Source organism: Plantibacter sp. T3, from assembly GCF_902506515.1.
In the GTDB taxonomy this organism is placed as follows: Bacteria; Actinomycetota; Actinomycetes; order Actinomycetales; family Microbacteriaceae; genus Plantibacter; species Plantibacter auratus.
Genome location: NZ_LR733286.1, coordinates 2,393,166 through 2,406,955 on the forward strand (window position 1 = coordinate 2,393,166; position 13,790 = coordinate 2,406,955).

At 69.0% G+C, this 13,790-nt stretch carries 17 protein-coding genes, 2 tRNA genes and 1 riboswitch; of the genes, 14 read left to right on the forward strand and 5 right to left on the reverse strand.

Annotated features, from left to right (window positions below):
- The first annotated feature begins 24 nt into the window (after positions 1-24).
- Positions 25-621 (forward strand): hypothetical protein, encoded by a 597-nt coding sequence (locus GV015_RS11450; RefSeq protein ID WP_124769155.1) that lies wholly within the window; start codon positions 25-27, stop codon positions 619-621.
- Here GV015_RS11450 and GV015_RS11455 read toward each other — a convergent pair.
- A complete protein-coding gene (locus GV015_RS11455; protein WP_159878428.1) occupies positions 592-1,917 on the reverse strand; it encodes an acyltransferase in 1,326 nt (441 codons plus the stop codon). The genes GV015_RS11450 and GV015_RS11455 overlap by 30 nt on opposite strands.
- 82 nt (positions 1,918-1,999) lie before the next feature.
- On the opposite strand from GV015_RS11455, the gene dinB reads away from it, so the two are divergent.
- The 6 genes from dinB (at position 2,000) to GV015_RS11485 (ending at position 7,312) form a co-directional block, all read left to right on the forward strand.
- Complete coding sequence (gene dinB, locus GV015_RS11460) at positions 2,000-3,298, forward strand: DNA polymerase IV (protein ID WP_079705685.1); 1,299 nt, start codon at positions 2,000-2,002, stop codon at positions 3,296-3,298.
- A gap of 9 nt (positions 3,299-3,307) precedes the next feature.
- Positions 3,308-3,637, forward strand: coding sequence for a hypothetical protein (locus GV015_RS11465; protein WP_079705686.1), 330 nt, complete (start codon positions 3,308-3,310; stop codon positions 3,635-3,637).
- A gap of 50 nt (positions 3,638-3,687) precedes the next feature.
- A riboswitch (TPP riboswitch) is annotated at positions 3,688-3,796 on the forward strand.
- Positions 3,797-3,832: 36 nt separating this feature from the next.
- The gene (locus tag GV015_RS11470; protein ID WP_086473536.1) at positions 3,833-4,462 is read left to right on the forward strand and encodes an ECF transporter S component; all 630 of its coding nucleotides are present in this window, start codon (positions 3,833-3,835) and stop codon (positions 4,460-4,462) included.
- Between the two features lie 2 nt (positions 4,463-4,464).
- Entirely contained in the window at positions 4,465-5,946 is a 1,482-nt protein-coding gene (locus GV015_RS11475; RefSeq protein WP_236555420.1) for an ABC transporter ATP-binding protein, read from the forward strand.
- Positions 5,943-6,743 carry an energy-coupling factor transporter transmembrane protein EcfT gene (locus GV015_RS11480; RefSeq protein ID WP_159878429.1) on the forward strand — a complete coding sequence of 267 codons (801 nt, stop codon included), beginning with the start codon at positions 5,943-5,945 and terminating at the stop codon, positions 6,741-6,743. Before GV015_RS11475 ends, GV015_RS11480 begins: the two co-directional genes overlap by 4 nt.
- Positions 6,740-7,312, forward strand: a complete 573-nt coding sequence (locus tag GV015_RS11485; RefSeq protein ID WP_159878430.1) for a hypothetical protein — start codon at positions 6,740-6,742, stop codon at positions 7,310-7,312. The genes GV015_RS11480 and GV015_RS11485 overlap by 4 nt, the downstream gene beginning before the upstream one ends.
- Positions 7,313-7,432: 120 nt before the next feature.
- On the opposite strand, the gene GV015_RS11490 is transcribed toward GV015_RS11485, so the two are convergent.
- Both GV015_RS11490 and GV015_RS11495 read right to left on the reverse strand, forming a co-directional pair.
- Positions 7,433-7,505, reverse strand: a tRNA-Arg gene (locus GV015_RS11490).
- A gap of 30 nt (positions 7,506-7,535) precedes the next feature.
- The gene (locus GV015_RS11495; RefSeq protein ID WP_064295131.1) at positions 7,536-7,760 is read right to left on the reverse strand and encodes an SCO4848 family membrane protein; all 225 of its coding nucleotides are present in this window, start codon (positions 7,758-7,760) and stop codon (positions 7,536-7,538) included.
- Between the two features lie 52 nt (positions 7,761-7,812).
- Here GV015_RS11495 and orn point away from each other — a divergent pair, with 52 nt between their 5' ends.
- From orn to nadE, 4 genes are all read left to right on the forward strand, one after another.
- Complete coding sequence (gene orn / locus GV015_RS11500) at positions 7,813-8,433, forward strand: oligoribonuclease (protein WP_064295132.1); 621 nt, start codon at positions 7,813-7,815, stop codon at positions 8,431-8,433.
- A 50-nt stretch (positions 8,434-8,483) separates the two neighbouring features.
- Positions 8,484-8,559: transfer RNA gene (locus GV015_RS11505), tRNA-His, on the forward strand.
- Positions 8,560-8,614: 55 nt separating this feature from the next.
- Positions 8,615-8,965 (forward strand): metallopeptidase family protein, encoded by a 351-nt coding sequence (locus GV015_RS11510; protein WP_064295133.1) that lies wholly within the window; start codon positions 8,615-8,617, stop codon positions 8,963-8,965.
- Between the two features lie 91 nt (positions 8,966-9,056).
- Positions 9,057-9,878, forward strand: coding sequence for an ammonia-dependent NAD(+) synthetase (gene nadE / locus GV015_RS11515; RefSeq protein WP_159878431.1), 822 nt, complete (start codon positions 9,057-9,059; stop codon positions 9,876-9,878).
- Between the two features lie 69 nt (positions 9,879-9,947).
- Here the strand turns inward: nadE and GV015_RS11520 are convergent, their stop codons facing one another.
- Together GV015_RS11520 and GV015_RS11525 are read right to left on the reverse strand one after the other, a co-directional pair.
- The gene (locus tag GV015_RS11520; protein WP_159878432.1) at positions 9,948-10,610 is read right to left on the reverse strand and encodes a hypothetical protein; all 663 of its coding nucleotides are present in this window, start codon (positions 10,608-10,610) and stop codon (positions 9,948-9,950) included.
- A gap of 133 nt (positions 10,611-10,743) precedes the next feature.
- Positions 10,744-10,944, reverse strand: a complete 201-nt coding sequence (locus GV015_RS11525) for a hypothetical protein (protein WP_124769165.1) — start codon at positions 10,942-10,944, stop codon at positions 10,744-10,746.
- Positions 10,945-11,226: 282 nt separating this feature from the next.
- Here GV015_RS11525 and GV015_RS11530 point away from each other — a divergent pair, with 282 nt between their 5' ends.
- The 3 genes from GV015_RS11530 to GV015_RS11540 all read left to right on the forward strand — a co-directional run bounded on the left by GV015_RS11530 (position 11,227) and on the right by GV015_RS11540 (position 13,789).
- Positions 11,227-11,691 carry a single-stranded DNA-binding protein gene (locus GV015_RS11530; protein ID WP_159878434.1) on the forward strand — a complete coding sequence of 155 codons (465 nt, stop codon included), beginning with the start codon at positions 11,227-11,229 and terminating at the stop codon, positions 11,689-11,691.
- Between the two features lie 22 nt (positions 11,692-11,713).
- The gene (locus GV015_RS11535; RefSeq protein WP_236555422.1) at positions 11,714-12,238 is read left to right on the forward strand and encodes a DUF6993 domain-containing protein; all 525 of its coding nucleotides are present in this window, start codon (positions 11,714-11,716) and stop codon (positions 12,236-12,238) included.
- A 105-nt stretch (positions 12,239-12,343) separates the two neighbouring features.
- Complete coding sequence (locus tag GV015_RS11540; protein WP_159878436.1) at positions 12,344-13,789, forward strand: amino acid permease; 1,446 nt, start codon at positions 12,344-12,346, stop codon at positions 13,787-13,789.
- Position 13,790 lies beyond the last annotated feature (1 nt).

Here is a 13,790-nt window from a genome sequence, read left to right on the forward strand (position 1 = left end):
GCTGGCCCGGCATACACTTCCGCCATGCTGGTCGAAGGCACCATGCGGTGGCAGGTCACGGAAGACGCTCCGATGGCCCTCATGCTGGCGCTCGCGTTCCGCGACATGGCAGGGCTCGGCGAGCGATGCGTCGCGCAGCTTCCCGCGGTCACACCGGGGCTGGAGCGGGTCGACGTCACCGGCCTCGACCTCGACGCGCTCGCCGTCCAGTTCGACGGTTGGTGGACCGGGATCGCCCGTCGCGACACGCGCCTGTTCATGGCCGAGGTCCGTCCACCACACTTCGAGGTGTTCGATCGAGCTCTCGACCTGCAGGAGCTCGCCTACCGGGCGTACGACGACGCGCACCGCTGGGCGTCGGCTCGCATCCGGGAGTACGAGCGCGCGCTCGCAGGCCGATCGCCGAGTCGCCTCACCGACGTCTACGAACTCATCCGCGAGCGTCAGTTCGAGTTGCGCCGGCAATCCAGCTCGTTCCGGTTGGACCTCGAGGTGCTCCCGATCTGCCGACCGGGGGCCTGGGTGGTCGCGCCCGACACGATCGTGGTCAGTGAGTCGCTCCGGGACGACCAGGAGGCCTTCCGTGAATGGCTACGGCCGCTGGTCCACGGCCTGGTCTGATCCGCTCGCGACGCGCTCGACCGGCCGACGGGTCGGGTTCAGGAGCACGACCGCGATGATCGAGCCGACAGCGCCGGCAGCCGCCATCGCGGCGGTGAGCGGGTGGGAGATCTCCGCGAAGGGCATGATGAAGGCGCTCGCGAGCGCGATCCACACGGCGACGTGTGCAGGCTTGCGCTCCGGGTCGAGGCGCAGCTTGCGAGGGTGCTCGACACGGCCGAGGAGTGTGCCGACGCCCGCGAGCAGGACCGCGACGACCAGCAGCACGACCGGCCGGGTCCACCACCACGCGGCGCTCAGCGGTTCCGCGAAGGGGATGCCGAGGGCGAGCTGGAGACCGGCGACCGCGATGATCAGGGGGAGATGCCAGAGGTACACCGTCATCAGCCGGGACCCGATGAGGAAGACGACCGCTCGCGCGGCGCGGGTCTGCATGACGGCGGTGAGCAGTGGGTGCACCAGGGCGAGCAGGGCGAGCTGCCCGACGCCGAGGACGACGAGGGGGAGCGTCGGTGGGTTGAGGTTGCCGAGCATGCTGGTCGAGTACGGCAGCCAGGTCGTGATCGGCACGAGCGCACCGTAGGAGAGGAGCACCACGGCGACGAGGACGAGGCGCGGAACGGAGCGGAGACGTCCGTCGGCCAGGAAGAACCCGAACTGCTGCAGCAGCGGCCAGACGAACAGCAGGTTGACGAGACCGATGCCGAGGAGGCCGGTCGAGTAACGGACGACGTCGACGAGGATCACGCCGGCCAGCAGTGTCGCACAGGTCAGGACGGGGTGGCGGTCGTGGCAGGTGGCGAGGAACGGGGCGACAGCCTGGCAGAGCAGGTAGGCGGCCAGGAACCAGAGCGGGGACCCGACGCCTGCGGCGACGGCCTCGATGATGGCGGGGGCGACGCCGAGGGCCCCGGCGAGCCACAGCCCCGCGGCGAGGAAGAGCAGGACCGGGATCGTCGGCAGGGCGAGTCGGAACACCCGGGACCGGAGGAAGTCGCTGGTCCCGCCACCGCGTCGGACGGTGCTGCGCCAGCCGGTGATCGTCGCGAAGCCGCCAACGATGAAGAACAGCGGCATGATCTGGCCGAACCAGGTACCTGTGTCGAACCACGGCTGCTGCTCCAACGCTCGGGAGATGCCGATCGTGCCGTCCGGCTCGACCGCCACCGCGACCATCAGGAGGTGGACGATGACGACCGTCACGACGCACGCGACGCGCACGAGGTCGAGGGCGAGGTCCCGCCCGGAGAGATCTGGGGCCGCCGGGGCCGACCCGGTCCGCGTTCGCGTGCTCATCGCCGGACAGCCTAGCGTCGCCGGGCCCTCCCGCCTCGGCCCTTGTGGAGAGCGTGTCGGAGGCGACTGCGACAATGGAGGCATGAGTCGGCAGGATGGAGCGTCTCGTCGCGTCTCGGCGCACGATGCCGACGACAGCGGTACCCCCATCCTCCACGTCGACATGGACGCGTTCTTCGTCTCGGTCGAGCTCTTGGAACGGCCCGAGCTGCGCGGTCTCCCGATCATCGTCGGCAACAAGGAGGGGCGGTCGGTCGTCACCTCCGCCAGTTACGAGGCTCGCCGGTACGGCGTGCGCGCGGCGATGCCGGTGTCCCAGGCGATGCGCCTCTGTCCGAGCGCCGTCGTGTTGCCACCCCACCACGGCAGGTACCGCGAGTACTCCGATCGGGTGATGGAGGTCTTCGAGTCGGTCACGCCGCTCGTCGAGCCGCTGAGCATCGACGAGGCCTTCCTCGACGTGTCCGGCGCGGTCCGGTTGCTCGGGAGCCCACGGACGATCGCCGCGCTCGTGAAGCAACGGGTCCTCGACGCGACCGGTCTGCCGTGCTCGGTCGGCCTGGCATCGACGAAGTACGTCGCGAAGCTCGCCTCCGGCCTGTCGAAGCCCGACGGCCTGCTGGTCGTGCCCGCCGACGAGACCCTGGCGTTCCTCCACCCGTTGCCGGTCGGCGCGCTGTGGGGCGTCGGTGGCCGGACGGAGGAGCAGCTGACGAACCGGGGCATCCGGACCATCGGTCAGCTCGCCTCCACCCCGCTGTCGATGCTCCAGCGCGCGGTCGGTGAGGCCTCCGGTCGCCGACTCCTCGAGCTCGCGAACGGGATCGATCCGCGCGGCATCGAGCTGGCACGACGCGAGAAGAGCGTCAGCCACGAGGTGACCTTCCCGACGGACGTCTCCGACCCGACCATCCTCAAGCGCGAGCTGCTGAACCTCGCCGGTCTCGTCGCGATCCGGCTCCGGAAGGGCGGCTACGCCGGCCGGACGATCAGCATCCGTGTCCGCTATGCGGACTTCAGCGTCATCACCCGGTCGCGCACCATCGGCGAGGCCACGAACGTCGGGCGTCGGGTCTATGACGAGGCGGCGTCGTTGTTCGACGACCTCGATCGCGGTGGGCGTCTCGTGCGCCTCGTCGGGGTGAAGGTCGACCAGCTCGTCCCCGCCGATGAGGCCGGTGCCGGGCTCTGGGACCCGGACGAGGAGTGGCGTGAAGCCGAGCAGACGATCGACCGGGTCGCGAGCCGGTTCGGCGATCTCGCGATCGCTCCCGCCTCCCTCCTCGGCAAGCCGAGGCGTCGCGGACTCGGCAGTCGCGGAGACTCGCAGGGTGCTGGGAGCACGGATCAACCCCTTGGACCGGTGGATACCGAGCGGTAGCCTCGCGGTATGACGAATCTCGTGGAGAAGCTGGCAGAACAGGCGAAGGGGCTCGGCGTGTCCGCAGCCTACGGGGAGCAGCAGGACGTCGACGGCACGAAGCTCGTGCCCGTCGCGCTGACGTACTACGGCTTCGGCGGCGGCTCCGAGGGCGACGGCGACGACGCCCCGAGCGGCGGTGGCGGAGGTGGCGTCTCGATCCCGGTCGGTGCCTACATCAAGACCGACGAGGGCCTTCGTTTCGACCCGAACCTCATCTCGCTCATCGCCGTCGCGATCCCCTTCATCTGGGTGAGCGGCAAGGCGCTGGCCGGCCTCATCAAGGCCCTCAAGAAGTAGCCCTCCCCGTCGAACCCCTGTCGTGCGACTGCGCACGGCAGGGGTTAGACTCGTGCCACCACGGGAGTCCGGTGAACCGGGCTGAGAGGAAGGTATTCGCCTTCGACCGTCGAACCTGATCTGGATCATGCCAGCGCAGGGAGACCATTTCTCGCTATCCCGTGCTCTTTTCCGTCTACAGGAAGGGCACGTATCGTGTCAGCATCGACCAAGATCTCACCCTCTGAACGCGCTGCGTCGCGGACCTTGCGCTGGAGGGTCGTCGACATCGTCGTGGTCGCCGTGCTCGGCGTCGCGACGGGCCTCATCTTCTGGGCGTGGAACACGCTCGGATCACTCTGGTACGCGGGTGCCAGCGCCGTCACGCCCGGTTTCGGCGGGATCGCCGTCGGGATCTGGCTCCTCGGCGGGGTGCTCGGCGGCCTCATCATCCGGAAGCCCGGCGCAGCACTCCTCGTGGAGACCATCGGTGCGATCGTCTCCGCCCTCATCGGGAACGCATGGGGCGTCACGACGGTGTACTCCGGCCTCGCTCAGGGCCTCGGTGCTGAGCTGGTGTTCGCGGCGCTCGCGTACAAGCGCTTCGGCCTCGTTCCGGCGATCCTCGCCGGTGCCGGCGCCGGGGCCGGCGCGTGGCTCCTCGAGCTCGTGATGTCGGGCAACCTCGAGAAGGGTGTCGAGTTCAACGCGATCTACCTCGGTTCCCTGCTGGTCTCGGGCGCGATCCTCGCCGGTGTCGTCGGCTGGGCCCTCGTCAGGGCACTCGCGTCGACCGGAGCGCTCAGTCGGTTCGCGTCGGGGCGGGACGCTCGGCGCGAGGTCTGATCGTGCCGGGAACGGCTGCGACCGGTTCGGCGCGCGTCGTCGCGCGGGACTGGGGGTGGCGTCATGCCGGTCGGAAGGCCTGGGCGGTGCGCGACCTCGACCTCGTGATCGAACCGGGCGAACGGGTCCTCCTCCTGGGGGCGTCCGGTGCCGGCAAGTCGACGCTGATCCACGCACTGGCCGGCGTCCTTGGCGGTGCGGACGAGGGGGAGTCCCACGGCTCGCTCCTCGTGGACGGCGTTCCGCCTGAACGAGCGAGGGGTCGCATCGGGCTCGTGCTGCAGGATCCCGACTCGCAGGTGATCCTGTCCAAGGTCGGCGACGACGTCGCCTTCGGCTGCGAGAACCTCGGCGTCGAGCGCGAGGAGATCTGGCGCCGCGTCGACGCCTCGCTGGAGGCCGTGGGACTGGACCTGCCGCTGGACCACTCGACCTCGGCGCTGTCCGGGGGCCAGAAACAGCGGCTGGCCCTCGCCGGCGTACTCGCCATGCACCCCTCGCTCCTCCTGCTCGACGAACCGACCGCGAACCTCGACCCGGCCGGGGTGGCCGAGGTGCGGGACGCCGTCGCTCGGCTGGTCGATGACGGTTCGTCCACCCTGGTCGTCATCGAACACCGCGTCGACGTCTGGCGCGAGCTGATGACCAGGGTCGTCGTGCTCGACGCCGACGGCGGTGTCCTCGCCGACGGGCCACCCGACCTCGTCCTCGACGACGTCGGGCAGCGCCTGGCCGATGCGGGCGTCTGGGTGCCGGGCATCCCGCTGGGGTTGGCCCCTCGTCCGGTGTCCGGCCCATCAGCCGCGGTCATCACGACCGACGACCTGGCGATCGGTCGAACGCGGAAGCAGCCGGTGCAGGAGCACCTGGGGCTCGCGGTGCCCGAGGGTGCGGCGACCGTCATCGTCGGCCCCAACGGCGCGGGGAAGTCCACGCTCGCGCTCACGCTGGCGGGACTGCTGCCGGAGATCACGGGGACGGTGACCGCCGCTCCGCAGCTCGCCGGCAGGCTGGGATCCCGGCCGATCCGCTGGAAGTCCACCGAGTTGCTCACACGCATCGGGACGGTCTTCCAGGATCCCGAGCACCAGTTCGTCTCATCGACCGTGCGGAACGAGCTCGGTGTCGGCCTGCAGGCCCTCCGCTGGTCCCGGACCGCCATCGACGAGCGGGTCTCCGAGATCCTCGAGGCGCTCGGTCTCGGTCGTCTTGCCGAGGCGAACCCGTTCAGCCTCTCGGGCGGTCAGAAGCGCCGGTTGTCGGTGGCCACCGTCCTCGCTGCCCGGCCGGCGGTCATGGTCCTCGACGAACCGACGTTCGGGCAGGATCGACGCACGTGGTTGTCACTCGTCCGCCTGCTGCAGCACGAGCTCGAGCGCGGCGCGACGATCCTCTCCGTCACGCATGACGCGGGGGTCGTCGAACATCTGGGCGACCATCGCATCCTCCTCGAACCGCTGGAACTCGGGAGGCGGGCCGCATGACAAGCCTCACGGCAGCGGACCGCTCGACGGTGTTGCACCATCGACCGCCACTCGACCGCGTGAATCCGGTGACGAAGGTGCTGGCCGTCCTCGTCCTGTCCGTCCCGTTGCTGTTGACGATCGACTGGGTGAGTGCGAGCACGGCGGTGCTGCTCGAAGTGATGCTGTTCCCGCTCTCCGGCCTGCGGTTCACCGCGTTGCTGAAGCGGGCCCTGCCGGTGCTCGTCTTCGCGCCCATCGGCGGGATCAGCATGCTGTTGTACGCGAAGCCGGGAGGGACGGAGTACCTGTCGCTCGGGTTCGTCCGCGTGACGGACAACTCGATCGAACTGGCGGTCGCCGTGACGATCCGGGTGCTGGCGCTCGGTCTCCCGACGATCCTGCTCTTCGCGCGGGTGGATCCGACCGATCTGGCCGACGGGCTGTCCCAGATCGCGAAGCTGCCGTCTCGGTTCGTGCTCGGGATCCTCGCTGGAGCGCGGATGCTCGGACTCTTTATCGACGACTGGCGCAGTCTCGCGCTCGCCCGTCGTGCCCGTGGGCTGGGGGACCGGGGAGTGGTCCGGCGGTTCGCGTCCATGGCGTTCGTGCTGCTGGTGTTCGCCATCCGCCGCGGGAGCAAACTCGCGACGGCGATGGAGGCGCGGGGGTTCGGGGCACCGAACGAACGCACCTGGGCCAGACCGTCCCGCCTGGGCCGGGCTGACCTCGTCGCCGTCCTGGTGACGATCGTGATCATGGCTTTCGCGCTGTCCACGGCGGTCCTCGCCGGCACGTTCCGGGTCGTGGGCCAGTGAGCGCGGTTCCGCCGGTCCTGCTCATCGACGGACGGTCGGGCACGGGGAAGACGACGCTCGCCTCCTCGGTGGCGTCCGCATTGACGGCCAGCATGGTCGTCCACATGGACGACCTGTATCCGGGGTGGGAGGGGCTCGACGAGGGTGCTCGACTCCTCGTCGAGTGGATCCTCACACCGTTCTCCGAGCGGCGCGCGGGGGAGTGGCGGCGTTGGGACTGGGAACGGTCCGCCCGTGCGGAGGCGCACCTCGTGCCGAGTGACCGTCCACTCATCGTCGAGGGCTGCGGGTCGTCGTCGCGGGCGTCGCGAATACTCGCCGACACGGTGCTGTGGCTCGACGCGCCGGTGGTCCAGCGCACCGACCGCCTCATCGGGCGCGGTGACGGCGTCGACTGGCTCGCCGAGTGGACCCTCCAGGAGGACGCCTTCATCGAGCGGGAACGGCCCGACCTCGATGCGGGTCTCCGCATCGAGGCGACCGGCGCCGCGGACCAGGTCTCATCCCTCGTCCTCGATGTCCTGAGGCGCGACGAAGCGGGCCGCTGGAACTCCTGGCTCCGCGTCTGACGGCCGACCGCGATCTCGGTCACTGAGCTTGTCGAAGGGCCGGGGCTGAGGTTCCGGTCCCTGAGCTTGTCGAAGGGTCAGGGCTGAGGTTCGTTCCCTGAGCTTGTCGAAGGGTGGGTGTGCCCCCGGCAGGATTCGAACCTGCGACCAAGAGATTAGAAGGCTCCTGCTCTATCCCCTGAGCTACGGAGGCGGGCGTCGTCCAGGATACCGCAGCGGTGTCTCAGGCGCCGACGCCGAGGAGGCCGAGGACTCCGAAGACGAGCGACAGGGCTGCGAGGACGAGGGCGATGCTGATGAGGATGACGTGCACGCGCAGGAACGTCGTCGCACGTCCCTGATCGTCGCGGGCACGCGGGTCGGCGACGATCCGCTTGAGGAAGCGAGGCCAGACGACGACGTTGTAGACACCGTTGACGAGCAGCAGGACGGAGATGGCGATGATCACGGCTCGAGTCTACGGAACCGGCGGCGTCGGTCGTGCTGAGTAGACTCGACCCATGAGCACAGCTGGGGACCGTCTGGTCTGGATCGACTGCGAGATGACCGGACTCGAGCTGGAGGTCGACGAACTCGTCGAGATCGCCGTCGTGATCACCGACTTCGAACTGAACATCCTCGACCCGGGTTACTCCGTCGTGATCAAGCCCGACCAGTCGGCACTCGACAACATGGGTGAGTTCGTGACGAACATGCACCGCACGTCGGGGCTGCTCGAGGAGATCCCGAACGGCGTGAGCGTCGCGGACGCCGAGTTCCAGGTCATCGAGTACATCCAGCGCTTCGTCCCCGACGAGTCGAAGGCGCCGCTGGCCGGGAACACCATCGGGACCGACCGAGGATTCCTCGCGCGGTACATGCCGCGACTCGACGCCCACCTGCACTACCGCAACGTCGACGTCTCCTCCATCAAGGAACTGGCCCGTCGGTGGTACCCGCGGGTGTACTTCAACGCCCCGTCGAAGCACGGCGGACACCGCGCGCTGGCGGACATCCTCGAGTCGATCCGTGAGCTCGCCTACTACCGCGGAGCGTTGTTCGTCGACCTCCCCGGCCCGTCCTCCGACGACGCGAAGCAGGTTTCGGAAGCGGTCGTGTCACGGTACGCCCCAAACATGTAATAGACTCGTCCAGTCGCTTGTGACGCGGTCTCCGCGGAGCAGGTCGCATGGTGGGTATAGCTCAGTTGGCAGAGCGCCTGGTTGTGGTCCAGGAGGTCGCGGGTTCAAGCCCCGTTACTCACCCCATGTCGTACAGAAGCCGGAGGATCCCTCCGGCTTCTGTCGTATCCGGGGAGCGGGCATGTTGGAGCTGGACACCGAGGCGTTCGAAGCCCTCGTGGTGGACGAACTCGACCGCTTGCCCGACGAGATGGTCGACGGTCTCGACAACGTCGTCTTCGTCGTCGAGGACCGCCCTGAGAACGGCACGCTCGACACGCTCGGGCTGTACGACGGCGTCGCCCTGACGGAGCGCGACCGCTACGGCTTCGGCGAGATGCCCGACCGGATCATCGTCTACCGCGAGCCGCATCTGGCGGCGTGCGAGACACTCGACGAGCTCGCCGACGAGATCCACACCACCCTGGTCCACGAGATCGCGCACTTCTACGGCATCGACGACGAGCGGCTGCACGAGCTCGGCTGGGCCTGAGACCCGCCTCGCCCACCGAGCCGTGTTTCCGGTGTGTTGCAAGTGCCTCGGAGTTCCGGGTGCGCCTCCGGTGAGCGAGTAGCCTGGGGACATGCGCGAGATCCAGGCCCGCATCATTGCGGAACTCCATGTCAGCCCCACGATCGACCCGGCGGCCGAGGTCCGTTCCCGGATCGACTTCCTGAAGTCGTACTTGCGGGCGACGCACACGAAGGGGTTCGTGCTCGGGATCAGCGGGGGACAGGACTCGTCGCTCGCCGGGCGCCTGTGCCAGCTCGCGGCGGAAGAGGTCCGAGCCGAGGGTGGCGAGGCCCGGTTCGTCGCCGTCCGTCTACCGTACGCCGTGCAGCACGACGAGGACGACGCCCAGTTGGCGCTGTCGTTCATCCGCCCGGACGACTCCGTCGTGTTCAACATCCAACGTGCGGTCGACGGGTTCGAAGCCGAGTACGCGGATGCGACCGGCGAACCCCTCAGTGACTTCGTCAAGGGCAACGCGAAGGCGCGGGCACGGATGGTCGCGCAGTACGCGATCGCCGGTCAGCAGGGGCTCCTGGTGGTCGGGACGGACCACGCGGCCGAGGCGGTCACCGGCTTCTTCACGAAGTTCGGCGACGGCGGGGCCGACGTGCTCCCGCTCAGTGGCCTGACGAAGCGTCAGGGGCGTGCGCTCCTGGAGTCGCTCGACGCTCCGGAACGCCTCTACCTGAAGGCCCCGACCGCCGATCTCCTCGACGGCACTCCTGGCCAGACCGACGAGGAGAACCTCGGGCTCAGCTACCAGCAGATCGACGACTTCCTCGAGGGGAGCGAGATCGATCCGGTGGCCGCCGAAGCGATCGAGGCCCGGTACGCGGCGACGGAGCACAAGCGACAGGTCCCGGTCAGCATATTCGACACCTGGTGGCGCTGACCACGCACCCCTGACACGAAGACGGCGGCCCGATCGGATGATCGGGCCGCCGTCTGTCAGTCGCGGTGGTCAGCTGACGCTGGACTGCTTTCGTTCGGCTTCCAGGACCGCGACGTCGTCGATGATGCGCTGCGTCGTGCTGGTGTTGATCGTGCCGCCAGTCGAGCGAGTGATGTCGCCGGGCCGTGCAGCCGGGGCGGTGGACGCGGGCTTCACACCGGCGTACTGCTCGTGGTGCTGCTTGGCGACCCACGACTCCTGCTCCGCGACGAGCGCCTGTTCCGATCCGCTGGACTCGGCGCGCCAGCGACGGAGGTCTCCGTCGAAGTCCTTTCGGGCCCGTGCCGGCTTCTTCGACCACTCGACGAGGCGGTCGCGGAAGTCCTCGACCACCGGGTCCAACTCGTACCCGAACGTCGCGGAGTTGCGCTTCATCTCGTGGAGCTGGTGGTTCGCCCAGTCCGCGGCGACGGCCGCACCCTTGATCGGGCTGAGCCGCACGAGGGTGTCGGCCTGGGCGACGGCCCGATCGCTGAGCACCTGCTCCTGCGGGGTGAGCGAGTTCCAGACGCTGGCCTCGGTGGCGGCGTCGACGAGCGCCAGTATCGCGACGTTCTTCTGCTCTCGATCGCGCTGGTCCACGATGGCTCGCAGCGCACGACGGCTTGCGCCGGCGGCGACGAGAGAGGACACCACGACGGCCACGATGAAGAGGGCCGCAGCGAACAGCATGGGGCGGACCTCAGCTGAGGTCACCCACTCTACGAAGTCATTCCACCACTGCATGGGCCGCAGACTACCCCTCGTTCGGGCGTGAACACGGGCGACGCACCGGGGTCGACGGGAACGGCGGGAGGGTAGCCGCTCAGTTGCGGAAGGCGTCGATGGCGACCGCGAGATCGCTGAAGCTGCCCAGCGGGGCGTACTCGAGGACCGCCGGTCGGAACCGGTTGGCCCGGTATTCAGGAACGCCGTCCGCTCCGACGGCCTCGATGTTGCCGAGCACGCGGCCGTCGGGGGTCGTCACGCGCCAGTAGCCGGGACGGATGCTCAGGGCGTTGGGCATGGGACTCCTCGTGCGCTGGTGGGGCGATGCCGGACTGGGACTGCCGGCTGGTACTCGTCAGCGTATGCGGGGCCACCGACATCGGCCCTGGTCAGAGCGGAGCGAGGGTCCTCCACAGCGAGGTGCGCGGTTGTGGACATTGACGAGGGTCGCCCGGCTCGACACGGGGCCCACGGGATCGGTGAGGCTGGCAGTGCGTCCGGGGTGGCGATCGGCACGGACCCGCCCCGGACGCTTCCGCGATCCACCGCCAGGATCGTCGGACCGACAGGAGAGGAACCCATGAACGACCAGATCACCGTCTGCGGACACGTCGCGACAGACCCCAAGCACCATCGCACGACGTCCGGGCTGGACATCACCAGTTTCCGCCTGGCGTCGCAGCAACGTCGGTACGACCAGAAGCAGGGTTCCTGGGTGGCGCAGGAGACGAACTGGTACACGGTGAGCGCCTTCCGTGGATTGGCGACCGCCTCCGCCACATCGCTCGTCAAAGGACAACGCGTGATCGTGCTCGGCCGGTTGCGGATCCGCGACTGGGAGCAGGGTGAGCGACGAGGGACGTCGGTCGACATCGAAGCCGATCACATCGGGCCCGACATCGGCTGGCAACCGAAGGGGTCCGGTGAGTCGCCGGTCGGAGCGGGGGTGTCTCCGGCGCCCGCCGCATCCGAGTCGACCGGATCCGGATCCGGAACCGGAACCGGGGAGTGGGCGTCGGCACCGCCGCAGGACACGCCGTTCTGACGCGCCGCGTAGACTGCTCGACGTGCAGAAGAGCCTCCGCGACCGCCCCGTCTCAGCCGTCACCTCGATCCGTCGCCGCACGTCGATCGCCGGCGTCCGGGTCGGCGTGGTGCTCGGCCTGCTCGGCATCGCCGTGACCGGCTGCTCCCAGCCCGCTCCCGAGCCGACGGCCACGCCGAGCCAGACGCCGACCGCCACGGAGACGGCTCCGGCGGCGCCCGTGCTGCTCCCCGAGGGCACCGCCACCGACAACCTGCCGTTCTTCGACGCCGTGAACGCAGCCACGCTCGCCGCGAACCCCGCCGCTGGCGGCCAGGCGATCGTCGACGGTCTCGTCGCCGCCGGCTTCCCGAAGGCGGAGATGGAGGTCTCCTCGGACACGACGAGCATCGGCGAGCCGGCCGACTCGATCCAGTTCGCCATCCGGTGGCAAGGGCAGTGCATCCTCGGGCAGAACGGGCCGGCGACGGGGTATCACTCGTCGGTGGTGTCGCAGCTCGACACCGGGCGATGCCTCATCGGGGTCACGCGCGCGATCGACTGGTAGCGCCGCCGACCACTCACGGGCTGGTGCAAGCCGTGGGCATGCCATAGCCTGACATTTCAGATATCGCTACCTCCTAGGTGGCTCGATCCGGAATCGAGGGCCCGCATGACCGCCAACCCATCACCTGGCGGGGAACCTGCCACCGAGGCCGTCTTCCTGGCCGACGAACGTCTGGCCGTGGCGCCGACGGTGTTGGCGCATACACTCAAGCCTCGTCATCTGGCGCTGATCGCCCTCGGCGGCATGATCGGCGCCGGGCTCCTCGTGGCGTCGAGCACGGCGATCCTCGCAGCGGGACCCGGCGTGATCCTCGCGTACGCCCTGGCCGGCGTGGTCGTGGTGCTCGTCATGCGCATGCTGGGGGAGATGGCCTCCGCGTCGCCCGAGACCGGGTCGTTCTCCGCCTACGCCTCGCGATTCATCGGCCCCTGGGCCGGTCTCGCGATCGGGTGGCTGTACTGGTGGTTCTGGGTCGTGGTCGTCGGCATCGAGGCGACGGCCGCAGCGCAGATCGTCAGCCAGTGGGTGCCCGGTCTCCCGCAGTGGATCCCGGCGCTCGTGATCACCGTCGCGTTCCTCGCCGCCAACCTCGTGTCGGTGAAGTCGTTCGGTGAGTTCGAGTTCTGGTTCTCGTCGATCAAGATCACGGCCGTGATCCTGCTCATCGCGCTCGGATCGCTCATCATCGTCGGCGTCATCCCGACCGAGACGGCGACCGTCGCCAACCTCGCTCCAACCGACGGGGGCTTCCTGCCGTTCGGTATCGGCGGCGTCCTGGCGGCGCTGCTGCCGATCATCTTCTCGATGTTCGGTGCCGAGGTCGCCACGATCGCGGCAGGAGAATCGGTGGACCCGAAGGGTGCGGTCCGGCGAGCGGTGAACTCGGTCGTCTGGCGGATCCTGCTGTTCTACATCGGCTCGATCCTGGTCGTCCTCATCGTCGTGCCGTGGACGGAGATCACGCCGGGGATCAGTCCCTTCGTCACCATGCTGCACGCCGCCGGGATCCCCGGTGCCGGGGTGGCGATGGACATCATCGTCTTCACGGCCCTGTTGTCGACGCTCAACGCCTCGCTGTACACGGCGTCGCGCATGCTGTTCTCACTCGGCGGCCGCGGGGAGGCCCCGCGAGCGGTCCGCGCGACGACGCGACGCGGCACGCCGGCGGTCGCGATCCTGTGCTCGGCCGTCGTCGGGCTCGTGTGCGTCCTGTTGAACTACCTCGCACCGGACGAGGTCTTCACGTTCCTCGTCAACTCCACCGGCGCGATCGCGATCTTCGTGTGGATCGTGATCGCCGTCGCTCAATTGCGCAGTCGACGGTTCGACCAGGTCTCGGCGTCGGAGAGCAGCGACCGCGTCGGCGGGATCCGCATGTGGGGACACCCGTGGCTCACGGTCGTGGTCGTCGTCGCGCTCGTCGCGCTGCTGGTGTCGATGTTCTTCGGCGGACCCGCCCGGCTCCTCGAGGTCACGACGAGTTGCGCGATCGCGGCGGCGGCCGTCATCGCGGGCGTCCTCGTGCAGCGCAAACGGAGGGTCCGCCCATAGA